Origin of the sequence: Trinickia sp. (assembly GCF_051953955.1) — a bacterium.
In the GTDB taxonomy this organism is placed as follows: Bacteria; Pseudomonadota; Gammaproteobacteria; order Burkholderiales; family Burkholderiaceae; genus Trinickia.
On sequence record NZ_JBQCIF010000048.1, the window covers coordinates 42,441 to 64,055 of the forward strand.

General features: G+C 66.7%; 18 protein-coding genes, 2 tRNA genes and 1 pseudogene. 7 read left to right on the forward strand and 14 right to left on the reverse strand.

The features are described 5' to 3' along the window. Nucleotides 1-35: 35 nt before the first annotated feature. Nucleotides 36-2,276 carry an ATP-dependent helicase gene (locus tag ACTHNZ_RS09315; RefSeq protein ID WP_440542218.1) on the forward strand — a complete coding sequence of 747 codons (2,241 nt, stop codon included), beginning with the start codon at nt 36-38 and terminating at the stop codon, nt 2,274-2,276. Between the two features lie 10 nt (nt 2,277-2,286). Here the strand turns inward: ACTHNZ_RS09315 and ACTHNZ_RS09320 are convergent, their stop codons facing one another. The 8 genes and pseudogenes from ACTHNZ_RS09320 to fdxA form a co-directional block, all read right to left on the reverse strand. After that, nucleotides 2,287-3,063 carry a DUF4088 family protein gene (locus ACTHNZ_RS09320; protein WP_440542219.1) on the reverse strand — a complete coding sequence of 259 codons (777 nt, stop codon included), beginning with the start codon at nt 3,061-3,063 and terminating at the stop codon, nt 2,287-2,289. A 318-nt stretch (nt 3,064-3,381) separates the two neighbouring features. Next, the gene (locus ACTHNZ_RS09325) at nt 3,382-3,705 is read right to left on the reverse strand and encodes an AzlD domain-containing protein (RefSeq protein WP_440542220.1); all 324 of its coding nucleotides are present in this window, start codon (nt 3,703-3,705) and stop codon (nt 3,382-3,384) included. 122 nt (nt 3,706-3,827) lie between these two features. Then, nucleotides 3,828-4,673: pseudogene (locus tag ACTHNZ_RS09330) on the reverse strand (AzlC family ABC transporter permease); the annotation flags it as partial. A gap of 38 nt (nt 4,674-4,711) precedes the next feature. After that, nucleotides 4,712-5,581 carry a helix-turn-helix domain-containing protein gene (locus ACTHNZ_RS09335; RefSeq protein WP_440542221.1) on the reverse strand — a complete coding sequence of 290 codons (870 nt, stop codon included), beginning with the start codon at nt 5,579-5,581 and terminating at the stop codon, nt 4,712-4,714. Between the two features lie 41 nt (nt 5,582-5,622). Continuing rightward, on the reverse strand, nt 5,623-6,114 hold the full coding sequence (locus ACTHNZ_RS09340) for a CreA family protein (RefSeq protein WP_440542222.1): 492 nt from the start codon (nt 6,112-6,114) through the stop codon (nt 5,623-5,625). Nucleotides 6,115-6,340: 226 nt separating this feature from the next. After that, nucleotides 6,341-6,416, reverse strand: a tRNA-Asn gene (locus tag ACTHNZ_RS09345). 122 nt (nt 6,417-6,538) lie between these two features. After that, nucleotides 6,539-6,614: transfer RNA gene (locus ACTHNZ_RS09350), tRNA-Asn, on the reverse strand. Nucleotides 6,615-6,796: 182 nt separating this feature from the next. Further along, nucleotides 6,797-7,120, reverse strand: a complete 324-nt coding sequence (gene fdxA, locus ACTHNZ_RS09355) for a ferredoxin FdxA (protein ID WP_440542223.1) — start codon at nt 7,118-7,120, stop codon at nt 6,797-6,799. Between the two features lie 255 nt (nt 7,121-7,375). Between fdxA and pncB the strand changes: the two genes are divergently transcribed. The 6 genes from pncB to ACTHNZ_RS09385 all read left to right on the forward strand — a co-directional run bounded on the left by pncB (nt 7,376) and on the right by ACTHNZ_RS09385 (nt 14,029). Next, on the forward strand, nt 7,376-8,572 hold the full coding sequence (gene pncB, locus ACTHNZ_RS09360) for a nicotinate phosphoribosyltransferase (RefSeq protein ID WP_440542224.1): 1,197 nt from the start codon (nt 7,376-7,378) through the stop codon (nt 8,570-8,572). A gap of 88 nt (nt 8,573-8,660) precedes the next feature. Next, entirely contained in the window at nt 8,661-9,335 is a 675-nt protein-coding gene (locus ACTHNZ_RS09365; protein ID WP_440542225.1) for a LutC/YkgG family protein, read from the forward strand. A gap of 151 nt (nt 9,336-9,486) precedes the next feature. Then, on the forward strand, nt 9,487-10,833 hold the full coding sequence (locus tag ACTHNZ_RS09370) for a sodium:proton antiporter (protein ID WP_440542237.1): 1,347 nt from the start codon (nt 9,487-9,489) through the stop codon (nt 10,831-10,833). 15 nt (nt 10,834-10,848) lie between these two features. Further along, nucleotides 10,849-11,838 (forward strand): 2-hydroxyacid dehydrogenase, encoded by a 990-nt coding sequence (locus ACTHNZ_RS09375; RefSeq protein WP_440542226.1) that lies wholly within the window; start codon nt 10,849-10,851, stop codon nt 11,836-11,838. Then, the gene (gene rmuC / locus ACTHNZ_RS09380) at nt 11,835-13,331 is read left to right on the forward strand and encodes a DNA recombination protein RmuC (RefSeq protein WP_440542227.1); all 1,497 of its coding nucleotides are present in this window, start codon (nt 11,835-11,837) and stop codon (nt 13,329-13,331) included. The genes ACTHNZ_RS09375 and rmuC overlap by 4 nt, the downstream gene beginning before the upstream one ends. Nucleotides 13,332-13,426: 95 nt before the next feature. Further along, nucleotides 13,427-14,029, forward strand: a complete 603-nt coding sequence (locus ACTHNZ_RS09385; RefSeq protein WP_440542228.1) for a thiamine phosphate synthase — start codon at nt 13,427-13,429, stop codon at nt 14,027-14,029. A gap of 10 nt (nt 14,030-14,039) precedes the next feature. Here ACTHNZ_RS09385 and ACTHNZ_RS09390 read toward each other — a convergent pair whose 3' ends face one another. The 6 genes from ACTHNZ_RS09390 to ACTHNZ_RS09415 all read right to left on the reverse strand — a co-directional run bounded on the left by ACTHNZ_RS09390 (nt 14,040) and on the right by ACTHNZ_RS09415 (nt 21,375). Then, a complete protein-coding gene (locus ACTHNZ_RS09390; protein ID WP_440542229.1) occupies nt 14,040-14,525 on the reverse strand; it encodes an N-acetyltransferase family protein in 486 nt (161 codons plus the stop codon). Between the two features lie 4 nt (nt 14,526-14,529). Then, nucleotides 14,530-14,808 carry a hypothetical protein gene (locus tag ACTHNZ_RS09395; protein WP_115535509.1) on the reverse strand — a complete coding sequence of 93 codons (279 nt, stop codon included), beginning with the start codon at nt 14,806-14,808 and terminating at the stop codon, nt 14,530-14,532. Between the two features lie 82 nt (nt 14,809-14,890). After that, on the reverse strand, nt 14,891-16,207 hold the full coding sequence (gene moeA, locus ACTHNZ_RS09400; protein ID WP_440542230.1) for a molybdopterin molybdotransferase MoeA: 1,317 nt from the start codon (nt 16,205-16,207) through the stop codon (nt 14,891-14,893). Between the two features lie 82 nt (nt 16,208-16,289). Then, nucleotides 16,290-16,934, reverse strand: coding sequence for a molybdenum cofactor guanylyltransferase MobA (mobA, locus tag ACTHNZ_RS09405; protein WP_440542231.1), 645 nt, complete (start codon nt 16,932-16,934; stop codon nt 16,290-16,292). Between the two features lie 26 nt (nt 16,935-16,960). Then, complete coding sequence (moaA, locus tag ACTHNZ_RS09410; protein WP_440542232.1) at nt 16,961-18,067, reverse strand: GTP 3',8-cyclase MoaA; 1,107 nt, start codon at nt 18,065-18,067, stop codon at nt 16,961-16,963. 191 nt (nt 18,068-18,258) lie between these two features. After that, nucleotides 18,259-21,375 (reverse strand): Rne/Rng family ribonuclease, encoded by a 3,117-nt coding sequence (locus ACTHNZ_RS09415; protein ID WP_440542233.1) that lies wholly within the window; start codon nt 21,373-21,375, stop codon nt 18,259-18,261. Nucleotides 21,376-21,615: the final 240 nt, after the last annotated feature.

The window sequence follows — 21,615 nt, forward strand, 5'->3', positions numbered from 1 at the left end:
ATAAGCCACGCGGGAGATCCGATCAAAGTACCCGCATGAACGCGTTCGGGCCGCCCGGTACTTGCGGCGTGACCCTGTATGGCTATACAGTATGCGCGGCGCCGGCCACGTTCATTGAGATTGCCGGCGCGCGTCAGTTCGAACGATTGCTCATTCCCGTGTCCCCAATTTCTGCCGCAGCCGAGCCGGTGTGTGCCGTGCCGCCCGTCCCGTACCTCGAGAAACTGAACGAGGCGCAGCGCGCTGCCGTCGTGCATGGCGTCGGCGAGCGCGCGAATCCGGGTGCGCCGCTGCTCGTCATCGCCGGCGCGGGCTCGGGCAAGACCAATACGCTCGCGCATCGCGTGGCGCACCTGCTCGTGCAGGGCGCCGATCCACGGCGTGTGCTGCTGCTCACGTTCTCGCGGCGCGCGGCGCAGGACATGACGCGGCGCGCAACGCGGATCGCCGCGCAAGCGCTCGGCACGCGTGCCGATCTGGTACAGGCGCTGACCTGGTCCGGCACGTTCCACGGCGTCGGCGCGCGCCTGCTGCGCGAATATGCGGACTCGATCGGGGTGTCCCCCGCGTTTACGATCAACGACCGCGAAGACTGCGCCGATCTCATGAACGTGGTGCGTCATGAGATCGGTTTGTCGGCGAAGGAGCGCCGCTTTCCCGTCAAGGGCACTTGCCTCGCAATCTATTCGCGCGTGGTCAACACGGGAGCGACGTTGCCTCACGTGCTCGAACAGGCGTTTCCATGGTGTCGCGAATGGGAGGCCGATTTACGGGCGCTGTTCGCCGGCTACGTCGCGGCCAAGCAAGCGCAGAACGTTCTCGACTACGACGATTTGCTGCTGTACTGGTCGCGGATGGCCGCCGAACCGTCGATTGCCGCCGATCTCGGGCAGCGCTTCGACCATGTCCTCGTCGATGAATATCAAGACACCAACCGCTTGCAGGCGACGATCCTGCTCGCGATGAAACCTGATGGGCGCGGGCTCACGGTGGTCGGCGACGATGCGCAGTCGATCTATTCGTTCCGCGGGGCGACCGTGCGCAACATCCTCGATTTCCCAGCGCATTTCACGCCTAGCGCCGCGCGCGTCACGCTCGAACGGAACTACCGTTCGACGGCGCCGATTCTCGCGGCGTCGAACGCCGTGATCGGATTGGCGGCGGAGCGCTTTACGAAGGACTTATGGACCGATCGCGACTCGGCGCAGCGCCCCAGGCTCGTGACGGTCGCGGGCGAGGTCGAGCAGGCGCGCTATGTCGTCGAAATGGTGCTCGAAGCGCGCGAGGCGGGGACGGCGCTCAAGGCGCAAGCCGTGCTGTTTCGCGCCGCGCATCACAGCGCTGCGCTCGAGCTCGAACTCGCGCGGCGCAATATTCCGTTCGTCAAATTCGGCGGCCTGCGCTTTCTGGATTCGGTGCACGTAAAGGACGTGCTTGCGGTGCTCCGGTGGGCGCAAAACCCACGCGACCGCGTGGCGGGATTCCGTGTCTTGCAACTGATGCCGGGCATCGGTCCGGCGACGGCCGGCCGAGTGCTCGACGCCGTCGCCGAGGCCGGCCTGCTGCCGGCCGCGCTCGGTGCGTATGCGCCGCCGCCGCGCGCCGCGGCCGATTGGCCTGCGTTCACGGCATTGATGGACGAAGTCGGTGCCGCGCGCACCGCGTGGCCGGCGCAATTCGAGCAAGTGCGCCGCTGGTACGAGCCCCATCTCGAGCGCAATCATGAAGATGCGGCCATGCGTCACGCCGACATCCTCCAAATGGAAAGCTTGGCCGCCACATTCCCGACGCGCGAGCGTTTCCTGACCGAGCTGACGCTCGACCCGCCCGATGCGACGAGCGGCGAATCGGGGGTGCCGCTCGTCGACGAGGACTACCTCATTCTCTCGACGATCCACTCGGCCAAGGGGCAGGAGTGGCGCAACGTGTTCGTGCTCAACGGCGTCGACGGCTGCATTCCGTCCGATCTCGGCACGGGCAGCCAAGACGAGATCGAAGAGGAGCGGCGCCTGCTGTACGTTGCGATGACGCGGGCCAAGGAAGATCTGCACATCGTCATCCCGCAGCGCTTTTACGTGCACAACCAGAGCGCGCTAGGCGACCGCCACGTCTGGGCATCGCGCACGCGGTTCATCCCCGAGCCGCTGCTCGGGCTGTTCGATGTGCAGGCGTGGCCGCGCATAGCGAGCGTCGCGCCGCCCACGGCGGCGGGGTTGGCCGCCGCGGCGAAGGCGCGCGTCGATATCGCCGCGCAGCTCAAGGCGATGTGGGATTGACCCGCCGCGTTCAGCGGGGGCGGCGCGGCTCGGCGGCGCGGGGCTGCGCCGGACGGGCCGGCGGCATGAAGAAGCTGCGCATCCAAGCGGCCATGCGCGTGAAGATGTCGTAGGGTTCTTCGACGAAGATCTCGGGCTTGAGCAGCCGCAGATACTCCATGATCTGTTGCGCTTCCTGTTTTTGGAACGAGCCGTGCGCGAGGCCGAGCTTCAGCAATCCGCGCAATTCGCCGAGTTTTTCGCGCGCCGAGCTGCCGACGCTCGTCTCGCAGGCGATCTTCGCCTCGTAGACGCGCTGACGCAGCGATTCCGCGAGCCGCCAGGCCGGCGTTTGCATTTTTTCTTCGAGCGATTGAATGTCGCGTACCGTCGACTTGATCTGCGCGGCGAGCGGATCGACGAGCGCATCCTCGCCGCCGGCTTCCTTGACGATCGCGCTCGCCCATTCGCGGGCGGCCTTCGCCACTTCCTCGGACGTCCATTCCGAGCGCACCGCGAAGCTGAAGCCGAACTCCTCGGCTTGACGCATCAGGATCGCCACGACGTCCGGGAACTCCTTCTCCAGCGTGCGCTTCGCCCAGGCGTACTGGCCACCTTGAAGCATGCGCTGCACGGCATGCTCCGTCAGCGGGACCATGTTGTCGAGCAGCTTCGCTCGCAGGAAGTCCTCGAACGAAGGCGTCGCGAATTGGGGGTCGAGCTTGAGCGATACGCGCATGAAGGCGTCGAAGTCCTTCTGCAGCGAAGCGATCGTCTCTTCTCGAAGGGAAAGGGTGATTTGACCCATGGCTTGTCCTGGTCGCGCGTCCTTCGCAAGGTGTCCCGGCGGCGTTCGCCCAGGCACCCGACGGTCGAGCCGGCACGGCACCCCAAATACTGGGCAATCCGCTCGCTGGCCGGCGCTTTTACGGTTTTTGCACGCGCGTTTCGGACCGCTACCGACGCCGGGCGCCGGCGCGCCCCTGCGCCGCGCGGCCAAAAAACGCGCTTCGTCTGAATAACGGCGAGCGAGCGCAGAACTTGAGGGCCAGTTTCCGATGTCGTCGGACTATTTGGGGGCAGGCCCCCGCCCCGTATCGCTGCCGAGCGCGGGGCCGGGCCGGGGCTAGCGCACCACCCAGCCTTGCCAGGCGAAAAATACCGCGAGCCCGACGGCGATGGTGAGGAGGGGCCTGCGCGTCGCGGCCGAGACCGCGCAGGCGGCGAGCGCGCCTACGAGCTGTGGGTTGCGCCAGGTGATCTCGGGTGCACCACCATGGGGCGTGACGGCCATCGGGACGATGATGGCCGTGAGGACCGTCACGGGGACGAAACCAAGCGCCGTGCGCACGAGCGGCGGGAACACGATGCGCTCGCCGAGCAGAAATACCGTCGATCGGATGAGGAACGTGACGACCGCCATGCCGAGGATCAGGACGACGTAGCTCATGGCGCGATCTCCGCGGTGCGACCGGTATGCGCGACGGCTGAGCGCTCGACGTCTTCGGCGCTTGTGGCGCGTTCGGCTCGGCCGCGCTGCTCGGCACCGTCGGCCTGCGAACCGGAACGGCCGCGGCCGGTGCCGCCACTGGTCGCCCAGGGCTTGGACAACACGACGCCGACGGCGACTCCGGCCGCCACGGCGGCCAGCAGGCCGAGCTTGTACGGCAAGCCGGCGCAGGCTAGGGCGACGACGCCCGCCGTGGCGGCCGATGCGACGTAGCGCAGCGAGACGAGTTGCGGCACGACGATCGCAATGAAGGTGGCAACCATCGCGAAATCGAGCCCGAGCGACTGCAGCCGCGGGAAGGCTGCGCCGAACAGGAGCCCGGCCAGGGTCCAAAGCTGCCAATTCACGTACATGGCGACGCCCGAACCGAGGAAGTAATGCGGCCCGATTCGCCCGGGCGGCGCATGGCGATAGTGAGCGTAGGCGACGGCGAACACTTCGTCAGTCAGCAAGCCGCCGAGCGCCAGCCGCCAGCGCACGGGCAGGCGCGACACGTAGGGGGCCAGCGTCGCGCTGTAGAGCACGTGACGCAGGTTCACGATCAGCGTGGTGGCCCATACGACGAGGAAGCTCGCATGCGCCGAGATCAGCCCCAGCGCGATGAACTGCGAGGAGCCGGCGAAGACGGCGAGCGACATGAGTTGGCCATGCCAGGGGCTCAGCGGGCCCGCGGTGACGAGCGTGCCGAAGATGACGCCGAACGGAGCGGCGCCGACCATCATCGGAATCGTGTCGCGGGCGCCGTCGATGAATTCGTTGAGCGGAATGCGCGGTTTCAAGGGGAAGTCCTCCTGCAGGCAGGATAGCGTCCGCTTGCCGCGCAGCGCTTGTACGTTCTTGCTTTCGGCCGGCTGCGACGGACGCGTTCCGGCGCCGTTTGCCGATGCGCGGCCGGATCTTCGAGGCATCGGATCGCGGAAGCACCGGGGCAACATCGGGGCACGGCTCAGCGGATGCCGTCGCCCGCCTGCCACCGGCCCGGCGGGACGCCGAACATGCGCCGGAAGTGCCGCGTGAAGTGACTTTGATCGGTGAAGCCGCAGGCTGCGGCCACGTCGGCCACGGCGACGCCTTCGCGCAGCGGCCCCAGCGCGCGCTGCAGCCGCAGCTGATTGCGCCACGCGTGCGGCGGCATGCGCGTGGCTTGCGTGAACAGCCGAGCCGCGTGGAACGCCGACAGGCCTACGTCCGCGGCCAGCTCGCTCAGGCTCAGCGGCGCGGTCAGATCGGCCGCGAGCCGTTCCTTCATCAACGCGACGCGCGGCGGATCGATGTTCGTCGGGCGCGCTTCGGGATGGCGCAACGCATGGCGCGCGATCAACGCCGACATGGCGTCGATCAGGGCCGTTTCGGCAGCGAGCGGATCGCCGCGCAAGGCGCCACCGTCTCGGGCGCCCGTGATGCCCTCGAGCAACCGATGCGCGCGCGCGACGCGGATCGCGAGATCGGGATCGCGGATGACGTCGGCCGGAAACCACGGCATCGGCTGCGGCGCGGAGGCGATCTCGCCCGCGAGGGCCGCCATGAAATCGACGGGAAGGTAGAAGACGCGGTAGCGCCAGCCCACTTCCATCGCGCGCGATCCGGTATGGACCTCGCCGGGGTTGATGACGGGCACGGTGCCGGCCTCTGCCACGTAGTGGCCGCCCTGATACGAGAACATTTCCGCGCCGGCCTCGATGACGGGGACGGCATAGGCTTCATGCCAATGCGGCGAGAACTCGTGCTCGCGGTATTCGGCCGTGAGCATGTCGGCGCCGGGCACGAGCGGCGAGCGCCAGTAGCGCGCGCAATCGCGGAAGCGGGGCTCGTCCATGATGGGCATCGAAGGCGCGTGGCGTAGGCGGACGGCGCGCGTCAGCGCAGCGGGATGGTCGTGCCGGCCGGCATCGGCACGGCGCTCACGCTGTTTTTGGCGCTGCCCGAGACGACACGATCGCTGTACGTCAGATAGACGAGCGCATTGCGTTTCGCATCGACGATGCGCACGACGTGAAGCGTCTTGAAGATCAGCGACATGCGCTCGGAAAAGACGTCGGCCTGACGCTTGAGCGGGCCGTCGAACTTGATCGGGCCGACTTGGCGGCAGGCGATCGACGCTTCGGTCGGATCCTCGGCGATGCCGAGCGTGCCCTTGATTCCGCCCGTGCGCGCGCGGGACACGAAACAGGTGACCCCGGCGACGTTCGGATCGTCGTAGGCCTCCACGACGACGCGATCGGAGCCCGTGATATGGAAGTTCGTATTGACGCTGCCGATTTCCTCGGCATGCGCGGGCGAGGCGGCGCAGGCGAGCGAGAAGCACGCGGCGGTGACGATGGAGAGCGGCGAAAGCGGAATGAGGCTCATGGCAAGCTGGCGATGGTGCGTTTGCGCGAGGAGTCGCCCGGCCGCGAAGCGCCAGGCCGAGGCCGTGCGGCGCACGCGGGGCGGGTACCGGAGGTGAAGGTATCACAACGGCTCGCTGCCGGCCGCTGAGCCCAACGGCCGATGTGCTGCCGATGCCCGCCGGGCGGCCCTCGAATGCAAAAAGGGCCCGTCGATCGAACGACGGGCCCTTCTTTGGCTGAAGCTTTGGCTCCCCGACCTGGGCTCGAACCAGGGACCTACGGATTAACAGTCCGGCGCTCTACCGACTGAGCTATCGGGGAACAACGTGCTACGGTGAAAACGGCGCGCGGCTATCGCGCGGCCGCGACTATTGCGCGGCTACTGCGTAAAAAGCCCGCGTAAAAAAGCCCGTTATGACGAACGGGCTTTTCCATTCATTCTTTGGCTCCCCGACCTGGGCTCGAACCAGGGACCTACGGATTAACAGTCCGGCGCTCTACCGACTGAGCTATCGGGGAACAACAACAGCAGAGAAGCGAGATTTTATGTACCGGCTCTCGCCCTGTCAATACCCTAGGGTTCGTTTCGTGCCGAACGCGCCGAACGCGCCGAACGCGCGAGACGGGCGAAACCGGCGCTGGCCGTCAGCGCGTGTCAGCGCGTCAGCGAGCGCGACGCGTGGGCGTGCCGCCAGGTCTCGTCAGCGCTCGAGGTACTGCAGCTTGTCCTGGATATCCTTGAACTCGTCGGCTTCGGGCAGCGGCGACTTCGTTTTCGTGATGCTGGGCCACGCCTTCGCGAGTTCCGCGTTCAGCGCCGTGAACTGCTGCTGATCGCCGGGCACGTCTTCCTCGGCGTAGATCGCATTCACCGGACATTCGGCGACGCACACGGCACAGTCGATGCATTCATCGGGGTCGATCGCGAGGAAGTTGGGACCTTCGCGAAAGCAGTCCACCGGGCAGACGTCGACGCAGTCGGTATAGCGGCATTTGATGCAGCTTTCGGTCACAACGTGAGTCATTCAAACTCCTGCAGGTATCTGGGGAAAATGCGAATCATCAAACGGCGTATTGTAACTGAACGTCCTCGCCACGATGTGCCGAGGGGCTTCGCGTCGTTTAGATCGATTCGTGATTAGTTTATGAGCCGCGGGCCCGTATCGTGCCCGGGTCGCTGCACGGCCCGCACGCCTTGCGCCGTCATTGGGGTAACATGCGGCGAATCCTCGGAGACGGGCGGCCCAGGCGCCGCCTCATTGCGCGCTTTAGCCGAAACCATGATCATCACTTCGCTGCTCGATACGGATCTCTACAAGTTCACGATGATGCAGGTCGTTCTGCATCAGTTTCCGGCGGCGGCCGTGGAGTATCGCTTCCGTTGCCGCACGCCGAACGTGGATCTCACGCCCTATGTCGAGGAAATCCGCGACGAGGTGCGTCAGCTGTGCAACCTGTACTTCGCCGACGACGAGCTCGAGTACCTGCGCGCGATGCGCTTCATCAAGAGCGATTTCATCGATTTCCTCGCGCTGTTTCATTTGAACGAGAAGTACATTTCGATCGAGGCGTCGCCCAAGGGCAACGGCGAGATCGACATCTCGATCAAAGGCCCCTGGCTGCACACGATCTTGTTCGAGATCCCCGTGCTCGCGATCGTCAACGAGGTGTACTTCCGCAATACGCAGCGGCAGCCCGACTACGCGATCGGCCGCGAGCGCCTGTCCGAGAAGATCGCGCTGCTCGGCGCCCGGCCCGAATTCGCCGATTGCAAGATCGCCGATTACGGTACGCGCCGGCGCTTCTCGAAACGCTGGCACGAGGAAGTGATCCTCACGCTGATGGACGGCATCGGCGAGCAGTTCGCCGGCACGAGCAACGTGTTCTACGCGAAGAAGCACGGCCTCACGCCGCTCGGCACGATGGCGCACGAGTATCTGCAAGCTTGCCAGGCGCTCGGCCCGCGCCTGCGCGATTCGCAGACGTACGGCTTCGAGCATTGGGCGAAGGAGTACCGCGGCGACCTCGGCATCGCGTTGTCGGACGTCTACGGCATGAAGGCGTTCTTGAACGACTTCGACATGTACTTTTGCAAGCTGTTCGACGGTGCGCGCCACGATTCCGGCGATCCGTTCGAGTGGGGCGAGCAGTTGCTGCGCCACTACGAGGAGAATCGCTGCGATCCGCGCACCAAGGTGCTCGTGTTCTCCGACGCACTCGACATCCCGAAAGTGCTGCAGCTCTACGAGCGTTTCCGGGGTCGTTGCCGGCTCGCGTTCGGCGTCGGCACGAATCTAACGAACGACCTCGGCTACAGCCCGTTGCAGATCGTCATCAAGATGGTCCGCTGCAACGGGCAGCCTGTCGCGAAGCTGTCCGATTCGCCGGGCAAGAACATGTGCGACGACAAGGCTTATCTCGCTTATCTGCGGCAGGTTTTCGGGATCGAAACGCCGGCCGACGACGGCCCCGACTGAGGCACGGTATCAGGCCGGACGGGCGATGTATCCCAAAAAAGAAGGCCCGTATAATCGGCCATTCATTCGGCTCTTGATGGTGAACGCGATGGATACATCGGCGGCGCGGCGCAACATACTCGCTCGAATCCGCGCGGCGGCGGGCCGCTCGGCGCAACCCGAGCCGGGCGAGCGCGAGGCCGTCGCCGATTACCTCGCGCGGCATCCGCCGGGCCCGCGTCCCGAGCTCCCGTCCGATCGCGAAGGGCTCACGGCACGTTTCGTCGACGAAGCGCGGCTCATGGCGAGCACCGTCGAACTCGTGGAATCGCTCGATGAGGTCCCGGCTGCCGCGGTACGCTATTTGACGCAGCTCGGCGCCGCACCGCAGGCCGTCGCATGGGCCGCGCTGCGAGCATTGCCGTGGGAGCAGGCCGGTCTCGCCGTCGAGTTCCGCAAGCCGGAGAACGACGATCTCGTGGGCATGACGGGGTGCTTTTGCGCGACGGCCGAGACCGGCTCGCTCGTGCTGCTGTCGGGGCCCGAAACCGAAGCGTCGATGGCGCTTTTGCCCGAGACGCATATCGCCGTCGTACCCGCTTCGCGCATCGTGGCCGGGCACGAGGAGGCGTTCGCGCTGATGCGTGCCGAGGGCGGCGGGGAACTGCCGCGTGCCGTGAATTTCGTCTCGGGGCCTTCGCGCACGGGCGATATCGAGCAAACGATCGTGCTCGGCGCACACGGCCCGTATCGCGTCCATGTGATCGTCGTGCGCGGCGCTTGAGCCGCGCGATCGCCTGCACTGCAACGAACCAAGAGGGAAGTTCATGATTGGAAAACGAGCCGCCTGCGTGCGCAAGGTGGCGGCGAGTGCATTGGCATTGACCGTCGCCGGGTGGTCCTCGGCCGCATCGGCTGCTTCCGCTGCATCCGTCATGCCCGACGGCGCGGCGCTCGGCCCGCAGTGGGCCATTCCGTTCGTCGGGATACTGCTTTCGATTGCGTTGTTTCCGTTGATCGCGCCGGCGTTCTGGCATCGCCATTTCGGCAAGATCGCAGCTGCGTGGGCGATCGCGTTTCTTGCACCGTTCGGCTATGCGTTCGGTGCCGCGGCGGCTGCCGATGCATTCGCCCATGCGGTCGTCGCTGAATATGTGCCGTTCATCGTTTTGCTGACGGCGCTCTATACGGTCGCCGGCGGCATCTGCGTGCGCGGCGCGCTGCATGGCTCGCCGCGCGTCAATGCGGCGCTGCTCGCGCTCGGCACCGCCCTGGCGAGCATCATGGGCACCACGGGAGCCGCGATGCTGCTGATCCGGCCGCTCTTGCGCGCAAACGAGAATCGCAGGCACATCGTCCACGTCTTCGTCTTCTTCATTTTTCTCGTGGCGAACGTGGGTGGGTCGCTTTCCCCGCTCGGCGATCCGCCGCTGTTCCTCGGCTTCCTGAACGGCGTGAGCTTCTTTTGGACGACGCGTCATCTCGCGCTGCCGATGCTGTTCGTGTGCGCCGTGCTGCTGGCCGTGTTCTATGCGCTGGACGCGTACTATTACCGTCGCCCCGGCGAAGCGGGAGCGCCCGATCGCGACAGGGCGCCGGAGGCCATCGGCATCGTCATCGAAGGCAAGCGAAACTTCGCGCTGCTCGCCGTCGTCATCGGGCTCGTCCTGATGAGCGGGCTATGGAAGCCGGGCATCGCTTTCAACGTGCTCGGCGCGCATCTGGCGCTACAGGACGTCGTGCGCGATGCGTCGCTCGTCGTGCTCACGCTCGTCTCGCTCGTGATCACGCCGCGCACGGCGCGCACCGGCAACGCCTTTACATGGGCGCCGATCGAGGAAGTGGCGAAGCTCTTCGGCGCGATCTTCATCACGATTGCGCCGGTGGTCATGATGCTGCGGGCCGGCGAGGACGGTGCGTTCGCCTCGGTGCTGCATCTCGTGACCGGCAGCAACGGTCAGCCGATCGACGCGATGTATTTCTGGGCGACGGGTATCCTGTCGTCGTTTCTCGATAACGCACCGACGTACCTCGTGTTCTTCAATCTCGTGGGCGGCGATGCGCACGCGTTGATGAACGCCGGGGCGTCGACACTGGCCGCCATTTCGGCAGGTGCCGTTTTCATGGGCGCGAACAGCTACATCGGCAATGCGCCGAACTTCATGGTCAAGGCGATCGTGGAGTCGCGGGGCGTGCGCATGCCGAGCTTTTTCGGGTACCTCGCATGGTCGGCAGCCGTCCTCGTCCCGTTGTTCTTGCTCACGACCTGCCTGTTTTTTTAATCAAGGAAGGACACCATGCAGAAGATTCTCGTCGCGCGTCCGATCTTTCCCGACGTGGTCGAGCGCCTGAAGCAGTACTTCGACGTCGACTGGAACGACGGGCCCGCGCTGGCGCCCGACGAGCTCGCAGGGCGGCTCGCCGACAAGGACGGTGCGCTGACGGCGGGCGACCCGATCGGCGCGGCGATTTTCGCGGTGGCCCCGCGGCTGCGCGCGGTAGCGAACATGGCCGTGGGGTACAACAACTTCGACATCGACGCGTTCAACGCGGCCAACGTGATCGCGACCAATACGCCCGACGTCCTCAATGAAGCGACGGCCGACTTCGGCTGGGCGCTGATGATGGCGGCGGCGCGGCGCGTCACGGAAAGCGAGCATTGGCTGCGCGCCGGCAAGTGGGGCGCTTGGCGCTACGACGGCTTCCTCAGCGCCGATGTCTACGGCACGACGCTCGGCATCATCGGCATGGGCCGCATCGGGCAGGCGCTCGCTCGTCGTGCTCGCGGCTTTTCGATGCGCGTCCTGTACCACAACCGCTCGCGCGTGGCGCCGCAAATCGAGGCCGAGCTCGGCGCGCAGTATCTGGCCAAGGAAGACTTGCTGCGGCAAGCCGATCACGTCGTGCTCGTGGTGCCCTATACGGCGCAAAGCCACCATACGATCGGCGCGGCCGAGCTCGCGCTGATGAAGTCGACGGCGACGCTCACGAATATCGCCCGCGGCGGCATCGTCGACGATGCCGCGCTGGCCGATGCGCTGCATGAACGCCGCCTCGCCGCGGCGGGGCTCGACGTGTTCGAGGGCGAGCCGAGCGTACACCCGCGGCTGCTGACGGCGCCGAGCGTCGTGCTCACCCCGCATATTGCCAGTGCGACCGAATCCACGCGCCGGGCGATGGCCAACCTCGCGGCCGACAATCTCATTGCCGCTCTTGGCATGGGGCCGCGCGCGGGGCAGCCGCCCAATCCGATCAATCCCGAAGTGCTGGGCCGCCCGCGCTCATGACGACGATCCTCATCGCGGCGCTCGTCGTTGCCGTTGTGCTGTTGGCGATCGCGCTCGCCATGGCGATCCGAAGCGCGAGCCACGCGAACGATCGCACCGCCGTCGCCGAGCTCGGTGAATGCATCGAGACGGCCGGGCAAACGCAGGCGCGCGCCTACGAGCGGCTCGAACGCGAGCTGCGCGGCGAGTTGGCCGAAACGTCGCGCTTGTCCCGTGCCGAGCTCGGCGGTGGTCTCGCGCAATTCCAGCAGACGCTCGCCGCGCAATTGACGAGCGTGGCCACTGTGCAGAACCAGCAGATCGACGGCTTCGCCAAGCGTCTCGCGCAATTGACGGAAACGAACGCCGCTCAGCTCGATGCGATGCGCGACAGCCTGCAACGGCATGCGCACGAATCGCGCGACGAGCAAGCGGCCGCGCTCAAGCGCTTCGGCGACACGCTGGCACAGCAACTCGCGCAGCTCGTCGAGGCGAACGACCGGCGCTTCGCCGAAGTGCGGGCGACGCTCGAGGCGCGGCTCAAGGATATCGAAGCGAACAATGCGACGAAGCTCGAGGAAATGCGCCGCACGGTGGATGAGAAGCTCCACGCGACGCTCGAGCAGCGGCTCGGCGAGTCGTTCAAGCTCGTTTCGGACCGGCTCGAGCAGGTGCACCGCGGCCTTGGTGAAATGCAGTCGCTGGCAGCCGGCGTCGGCGATCTGAAGAAGGTCCTGACGAACGTGAAGACGCGCGGCACATGGGGAGAAGTGCAGCTCGAGGCATTGCTCGAGCAGATGCTGACGCCCGATCAGTACGCGAAGAACGTTGCAACGGTGCCCCAGAGCGCGGAGCGCGTCGAATTCGCGATCAAGCTGCCCGGGCGGAGCGAGGGCGGCACAAGCCATGCGCAGAGCACGGCCGTGCCCGTCTGGCTGCCGATCGACGCGAAGTTTCCGCGGGAGGACTACGAACGCTTGATCGACGCCCAGGAGCGGGCCGATCCGGCCGCCGTCGAAGAGGCGTCGCGTGCTTTGGAAGCGCGCGTGCGCGCCGAGGCTCGCACGATCGCCGAGAAGTACGTGGCGCCGCCCCACACGACCGATTTCGCGTTGCTGTTCTTGCCGACGGAAGGGCTTTATGCCGAGGTGCTGCGCCGCCCGGGGCTCAGCGATCAATTGCAGCGCGACTACCGCGTCACGATAGCGGGTCCCACGACCCTGACGGCGCTCTTGAACAGCTTGCAGATGGGTTTTCGCACGCTCGCGATCGAGAAGCGGTCCAGCGAAGTATGGCAGGTGCTCGGTGCGGTGAAGACCGAGTTCGGCAAGTTCGGCGACGTTTTGGCCAAGACGAAATCTCAGCTCGAAACGGTGACGCGCTCGATCGAGGCGGCCGAGCGTCGCACGCGGGTCATGAGTACGAAGCTGCGGCAAGTCGAGGCGCTGCCTGGAGAGCAAACGCAAGGGTGGCTCGGCGACGCTTCCTCGGCGGGGCAGGAGCCGGAGGCTTGAGCGCTGGCGAGTCCCGGGCGAACGCGGCCGGCGTCGTCGCATCCGAACGCGGCCACGCGGCCCTGTCTTCCCTCATGCATATTGGGAGAGTTTCGATGGCACAGCCGATCGACCTGCCGCAGACCTATCTCGTCACGCCGGAGCCGCCGGCCGATAGGCCCTTCGCCGAATTCGTCGGACGCTTGGAACGAGCTTTGGAAAGCGGCATCCGATTGGTTCAACTGCGTGCCAAAACGCTGACTGCTTTGCAATATGCCCAGTTGGCTGAACAGGCATTGGCGTGCTGCCGGCGCCACGAGGCGCGATTGCTGCTGAACGCGCCGGCCGATATGGCGCGGTCGCTGCAAGCGGATGGCGTGCATCTGACGAGCACGCGGCTGATGGCATGCGGCTCTAGGCCGTTGCCGGCGGAATTCTTAATGTCGGCGGCGTGTCACGACGAGGCGCAAGTGCTGCATGCGAACCGGATCGGGGCAGACTTCGTCACTATTTCCCCCGTGTTGCCAACTGCCACGCATACTACGGCCGAGCCATTGGGGTGGCTGCGGTTTCGCGAGCTCGCGGCGCTCGGCAATGCTCCCGTCTACGCGCTCGGCGGCATGAGCCTCGCGACGCTCGAGCAGGCGCGCGAAGCCGGTGCCCATGGCATTGCCGCGATTCGCGCGCTATGGGAGCGCGGGGAGTGCGGCGCAAAATAGCCGTGGCACCTCAGCTCGTTGCGCCCGCGAGCCGATTCAGTGCGGCGTCGGTGATGCGCACGATGCGCCAATCGGGCAGCACGGTGGCCCCCATCTTCGTGTAGAAGTCGATCGCATTCTGATTCCAGTCGAGAACGGACCACTCGAAGCGTCCGCACTGGCGCTCGACGGCGATCGCCGCGACCCGGCGCAGCAGTGCCGTTCCGAGCCCGCTGCCGCGCAGCGCGGGCTGCACGTAGAGGTCTTCGAGGTAAAGCCCGCGGCGGCTCAGAAACGTCGAAAAATTGTGGAAATAGAGCGCGTACCCGACCAACTTGCCGTCGCGTTCCGCGACGAGCGCTTCCACAGCCGGACGAGCGCCGAACAGCGCCTCGCGCAGTGTGTCTTCGGTGGCGACGAACAAGTGCGTGAGCTTCTCGTATTCGGCCAGTTCCCGCGTCAGGCCGAGCAGGCCGGTCACATCGTGCGGCGTGGCGTTGCGAATGACGTCGGCCATGACGTTAGGCTTCCTCGGGGGCGTCGGACAAGACTATTTCGATTCCGCCGAAACGGTCGGCCACCCAGTTGTAGACGTGGCAGGCGATCCAGAGCAATACGAAGCCGAGGATGGCGTTCAGCAGCAGCGCACTGAAGAAGATCGTGCCGATTTCCACCGACCCTTGGCGCAGATAGGTCACGAGCGTGCCGAGCAAAACGATCGGCGTGCTGAAAATGACGTAGACGAGGATGAGCGCCTTTGCGGTCTGTCCCGGCGCGATCGATAGGATTTGTTTTTTCATGGTCGAAGCCTCGATGAGAGACGGTGTGCTATCTGCTATTTGCTATCTGGAGAATCGAATCGGCGGCGAATCTGCGCGCCGGTCAAATGAGCCCCTCGAAGGGCATGATGTCGACAGGCGTACCGGCCGCGACGTCGCCTTGCTCGTGAGCCAGCACGATGAAGCAGTTGGCACGGCTCATGGAGCTCAGCACGCCCGATCCTTGCGCGGGGGTGGGCGTGACGCTCCATTGGCCCGCCGCATCGCGCATCGCTACGGCGCGCAGGAATTCGGTGCGCCCCGGCCGCTTTTTGATCGGTGTGCTGCTCGCGGCCGCAAATTGTAGCGGCCCCGCGGCGTTCGCGCCCGACATTGCGATGAGCGCATCGCGCACGAACTGATAAAACGACACCATCACGGCCACGGGATTGCCCGGCAGCCCGAAAAACAGCGCGCCGCCTTCGCTCGAGCCCGGCGCCGCCGCCGATAAGCGGCCAAATGCGAGCGGCCGGCCGGGGCGCATCGCGAGTTGCCAGAAGGCGACATCTCCGAGCGTTGCCGTCATGCGTGCAGTGAAGTCGGCATCGCCTACGGACACGCCGCCGGATGTCAGCACGACGTCGGCACTGGCGGCGGCCGAACGCAGCGCGGCTTCGATCGCGCTCGGCTCGTCGCGGATCACGCCCAGATCGAGCACGTCCACGTCGACGTTCATGCGCTCGAGCATCGCGTAGAGCGTGTAGCGGTTGCTGTCGTACACACAGCCTGCGTCGAGCGGCTCCCCGACCGAGCGCAGTTCGTCGCCCGTCGAGAAGAACGCGACGCGCACGCGCCGGCGCACGGGTACTTCGGCGACACCGAGCGACGCGAGCAAGCCGAGGTCGGCCGAGCGGACGATGCGGCCCGCGTCCAGCGCGGCACGGCCGCGGGCAAGGTCTTCTCCGGCGCGGCGGCAATTCGCGCCGGGCGCGACATTTTGCGCGTCGAATTCGACGTGGGAATCCTTGCGCGTCACGAGTTCTTGCGGCACGACCGTATCGCAACCGGCGGGCATCGGCGCGCCTGTCATGATGCGAACGCATTCGAGCGGGCCGCAGGCTCGCTCGAACGGGTGGCCGGCGCGCGCTTCCCCTACCACGGCGAGCGAGAGCGGTGCGCGAGCCGCCGCGGCACCTGCGTTCGACAGCACGGCGCCGGCGAAGGCGTAACCGTCCATCGCGGCATTGTCGTGCGCGGGGACGTCGATGGGGGACACGATGTCGACGGCGAGCACGCGATTCAGTGCCGAGCGCAGGGCGACGTGCTCGACGGCCGCAACGGGTCTGACCGCCGCCCGAATGATGGCGCGTGCCGCATCGACGCGAAGCGGATTCTGAGCGAGCGAGGCAGCTTGACCGGAGGTGTCGTTGGAGATCGTCATCGAAGATGGGCGCAGCGCGCCGAGAAACATGCGGATGCAGCGCACGCCGACGGCCCGGCATCTCGCGCCCCGGCCGATCTATCTATCTGTCGCGCCCGGGGCGAGCGTCGAGCGTCTGTTCGAGATCGGCGAGTTCGTGCAAAGAGTTGGCATTGTAAAACGCGCGCTCGTCGCCAAACCGCACTTCGACGTGCTTGTGGCGCGCGTACCACGAGCGAACCCGGCGTTCCCCGGCATCCAGATAGGTGGCGAGATCGTCGGCGAGCGCGGTGCGTACCAGTGCGACGACGGGATGAAGTACGACCTGCCCTCTGGCGTCGACGGTCGCCGCAACGGCGGCATCGGCCTGCTCGGCTTCGAGCGCGGCGAGAAGCCGGTCCGCCAGGTCGTTCGGCAAGGCCGGCGTATCGCAGGGCGCGCACAAGACCAGTTCGGTCTGCGCCGCGCGCAGCCCGGCCAACAGTCCGGCCAGCGGCCCGGGAAAATCGCCGGACGCATCTTGGACGACACGCGCGCCGAACGCCGCGCCGAGCCTCGCGTATTCGTCCAAATGACGATTCGCGCTGATCAGCAGGGCGCCGGCTTGCGCGGTGAGGCGCCTGGCGACGTGCAACGCGAGCGGCTCGCCGGCCAATGGCTGCAGGCCCTTGTCGAGTCCACCCATGCGCGTGCCGCGGCCGCCCGCCAGAACGAGGCCGGTGATGCGAGAGCGCGAGCGGGGATCCATCGATCGATCAGGTGGGGAGGGCGGCGTTAGCCGCCGATGTACGACATCTCGACGCGCGCATGGCCGCTGCGTGCCGCATCGGCGGCGCTGCCGCGCAATTGCGAATAACGGTCTCCCCGCGCTTGCCAGATTCGGCTGATGGCCGTCGCGATCTCGTCGTCGGTCGCGCCGCCACGCGCGAGGGCGCGCAAGTCGTGCCCCGCCGACGCGAACAGGCAGAGATAGAGCTTGCCCTCCGTCGACAGCCGCGCACGCGTACAGGTGCCGCAAAAGGCGCGCGTGACGCTCGAGATGACGCCGATCTCGCCGCTGCCATCGGCGTAGCCCCAGCGCTGCGCCGTCTCGGAGGGCGTGTGCGCTTCGAGCGGCATGAGCGGGAAATGCTCGGCGATGCGCGCGACGACGTCCGCCGACGGGAGCACTTCCGTCATGTTCCAGCCGTTCGAGGTGCCCACATCCATGTATTCGATGAACCGAAGAACGGCCCCCGTGCCTTTGAAGCGGCGCGCCATCGGCACGATTTCGCCGTCGTTCGTGCCGCGCTTGACGACCATGTTGACTTTGAGCGGCGCAAGCCCCGCCGCTTGGGCGGCCTCGATGCCATCCAGCACGGCGCCTGGGGCGAAATCGGCGTCGTTCATGCGTTTGAAGAGCGCGTCGTCGAGCGCGTCGAGGCTCACCGTCACGCGGGTCAATCCCGCTTCCTTGAGGCTGCGCGCCTTGCGCTCGAGCAGCGAGCCGTTCGTCGTCAACGTCAAGTCGAGGGCGCGGCCGTCGGGCGTGGTCAGCGCGGCCAGCCGCTCGATCAGACGTTCGATGTCCTTGCGCAGCAGCGGCTCGCCACCAGTCAGGCGGATTTTTTCCACGCCGTGGGCGACGAACACGCGCGCGAGCCGTTCGATCTCCTCGAATGTCAGCAGCGCGCTGTGCGGCAAGAACGGGTAGTCCTTGCCGAACACGGCGCGCGGCATGCAATAGACGCAGCGGAAGTTGCAGCGATCGGTGACCGAGATGCGCAGATCGCGCAGCGGCCGCTCGAGCGCATCGGCGAGCGTCCCGCGCGCGGGGAGCGGCGCGCCGGCGATGTCGGGTATCGCGCTGACATCGGCGACGGGAATGATGCGACGAGACATGACGAAGCAAGAAGCGGGCAGAAGCCCATTCTATCCGAACGTCTCGAAGGCGGCGGGCATTGCCCGCCTGATGATGCGGATAACGCCAAAAACGTGACGGATGGCAGAAAACGGACGAAAAAAAGCCCGCCACGGTGGGCGGGCTCGTCGCACTGCCGGGCATCTGCGGTGCCCGAGGCAGCGCAGGCGGTTCAAACGTCCTTGCGCGTTTCGACTTGCTGCATCGGCGCTTGATCGACCGGCGGCAGCGGCTTGCGCTCTCGCGGCACGCGCACCGGGGCCGGCATTTGCGCGGCGGCTTCGTGCGCAGCGCGCAGCTTTTCGGCATCGGTGGCCACCCAGACGAGGCCCGCCGATTCGAGCATCGGCTGCAGATCGGCGGCCGACAGGCCGTTCACCCGCGGGCGAGGCGTAGCCGCGGCTTCGATCACCGTCGGTCGATGTCCCACTTCCGTCACTGCACTGGCCGCTTCCACGGGAGCCGATGCGGTGCTTGCAACCGGCTCTGCCGACCCGACCGGCGTGGCCTCGACGGCCGGGGCCGGCGACGGCGCCGCCTCGATCGCGTGCGTCAGTGCCGACTCGGGCTCGGCCGCGAGCGGCGCGGGCGCCGCGGGGGCGGCCGGCACGGCTCGCGGCTCATCGGCCGGTGCTGCGACGGCTTCGCTCGGGGCTGGCACGAGCGGTGCCGCAGGTACGGGCGGCGGTGCAATGGGTGCGGCCGGAGCGGGCGACGCGGCCGGAGCGACCGACGCAACCGCCGGTGCCTCGGGCAGCGGCGTTGCAACCGGCGTATGTGCCGGCACCGGCGTCACGACGACGTCCTCGGTGCGAGCCGCGGCTTGCGGCGCGGCTGCGGCCTCGGCAACGGGCGCTCGTTCATGCGGCTCGTCTGTCTCGACAGCCGGCGCGGACTGCGGCGATACGGCCGCAACGGAACCTTCGGCTTCGGCGACGTCGGCAGCCAGCGTTGCGTTCACGCCTTCTTCCTCGCGCTCGCGACGGCCACCGCGACGGCCGCGACGGCGGCGACGACGCTCTTCACCGTCGCGTGCGGCGATTTCCTGCTCGGGGGTCGGAACGCCGCCGGTCACCGTGCCTTCTGCCGTTTGCGCTTCGACGTGTGCGGCCGCTTCAGCGGCTACTTCTGCCTGCGGCTTGCGGCGTTCACCGCGTTCGGGACGCTCGGCCCGTTCCTGACGCTCGCCGCGCTCGCCGCGTTCGGGACGCTCGCCGCGTTCACGCCGCTCCGGGCGCTCACCACGCGTTGCGGTTTCGAGTGCTTCGGCTCGTTCCTGCCCGCGCTCGCGCGTATCGGCGCGGCTTTCGCGACCCTCGCGGCCTTCCTTACCTTCCCGGCCCTCGCGCTGCTCGCGCGGCGGGCGCTGCGACGGCTGCTGGCCCGCGCGTCCGCCCACGGCGGATTCGCTGCGCGCGCCGCCTTCACGGCCACCGGCACCGCGGCGGTTGCGATTGCGCTCGCCCGTGCGCTCCTGGCGCTCGCCGCGTTCCGCACGCGCCGGGCGTGCCGGCGCGCCCGGCTCGGGAGCCGGCGCCGGCGCGGCGGGGCCGCCGCCGAACAGGCTCTTGATCCAGCCGAAGAATCCGCCCGTGCTCGGGGCGGCAGCGGCCGTGCTCGGTACCGGCGTGGCCGCGGCTTGCGGGCGCACCGGTGCGCTCGGCGCGGGCCGCTCGGGCGTGATGCCCTTGACGGCCGCTTCCTGTTTCGGCTTCACGTCTTCGGCGCGCTTGCTGTAGGCCGTCTCCGATTCGAGCTCGCGCGCGGCTTCCTCGGCCATCTTCCACGAGGCGCGGGGTTCGTCGAGGCGCGAATCGTCGTGGCGCAGGCGCTCGAGCTTGTAATGCGGCGTATCGAGATGCTTGTTCGGAATGAGCACGACCCCGACCTTGAAGCGCGACTCGATCTTGTTGATTTCCTGGCGTTTTTCGTTGAGCAGGAAAGCGGTGACTTCGACCGGCACCTGGCAGTGGATCGCCGCGGTGTTTTCCTTCATCGCCTCTTCTTGAATGATCCGCAGCACTTGCAGCGCGGACGATTCCGTATCGCGGATGTGGCCCGTTCCGTTGCAGCGCGGGCAGGTCACGTGGCTGCCTTCGGACAGGGCGGGGCGCAGGCGCTGGCGCGAGAGCTCCATCAGGCCGAAGCGCGAGATCTTGCCCATCTGCACGCGCGCGCGGTCGTGCTTGAGCGCGTCTTTCAGGCGCTGCTCGACTTCGCGCTGGCTCTTGGCCGATTCCATGTCGATAAAATCGATCACGATCAGGCCGCCGAGGTCGCGCAGGCGCAACTGGCGGGCGACTTCGTCGGCGGCTTCGAGATTCGTGCGCGTGGCCGTTTCCTCGATGTCCGCGCCTTTCGTGGCGCGTGCCGAGTTGACGTCGATGGCGACGAGGGCTTCGGTGTGATCGATGACGATCGCACCGCCCGAGGGCAGGGGCACCGTGCGCGAATAGGCGGTTTCGATCTGATGTTCGATCTGGAACCGCGAGAAGAGCGGAACGTCGTCGTGGTAGCGCTTGACCTTGCCCACGTTGTCCGGCATCACGATATCCATGAAGGCGCGCGCCTGATCGTGGATTTCGGTGGTGTCGATGAGGATTTCGCCGATATCGGGCTGGAAGTAGTCCCGAATCGCGCGAATGACGAGGCTCGATTCCAGATAAATCAGCATCGGCTGGCCGGTCTGGCCGCTTTGCGAGGCGGCTTCGATCGCGCGCCATAGCTGCATCAGGTAGTTCAGATCCCACTGGAGCTCTTCGGCACTGCGGCCGATGCCGGCCGTGCGCGCGATGATGCTCATGCCGTCGGGCAGTTGCAGCTGCGACATCGTTTCGCGCAGCTCTTGGCGATCGTCGCCCTCGATGCGACGCGAGACGCCGCCGCCGCGCGGGTTGTTCGGCATCAGCACGAGATAGCGGCCGGCGAGCGAGATGAAGGTCGTCAGGGCCGCGCCCTTGTTGCCGCGTTCTTCCTTTTCGACCTGAACGATGAGCTCTTGACCCTCGCGCAAGGCGTCTTGAATGCGCGCGGAGCGCATGTCGACGCCTTCCTTGAAGTACTGGCGGGCGACTTCCTTGAACGGCAGGAAGCCGTGGCGGTCTTCCCCGTAGTTGACGAAGCACGCTTCGAGCGAGGGCTCGATGCGCGTCACGATTCCCTTGTAGATATTGCCTTTGCGCTGTTCGCGTCCGGCGGTTTCGATGTCGATGTCGATGAGTTTTTGCCCATCGACGATGGCGACGCGCAGTTCTTCCTGCTGCGTCGCGTTGAACAACATGCGTTTCATTGAACGGCTCCAGAGCGGCGTCGCCGTGCGCACCCGGCAGGGATGAACCCGGCCGGGCGACGCAAGGTAAGGCGCGCCGCATCCTTATTGTGTTTTCACAAGCACGCTGGAGCGGGAACGATGGCGGGGAGAATTGCCTGAGAGGACTCGGGATGGCCGAAGTAGGGCCGCGAGCCGCATGGCGCATGCGAACACGGCTTCAAATAACGGCGCGATACGGGGCGCGTGCCGAGCGCTCGG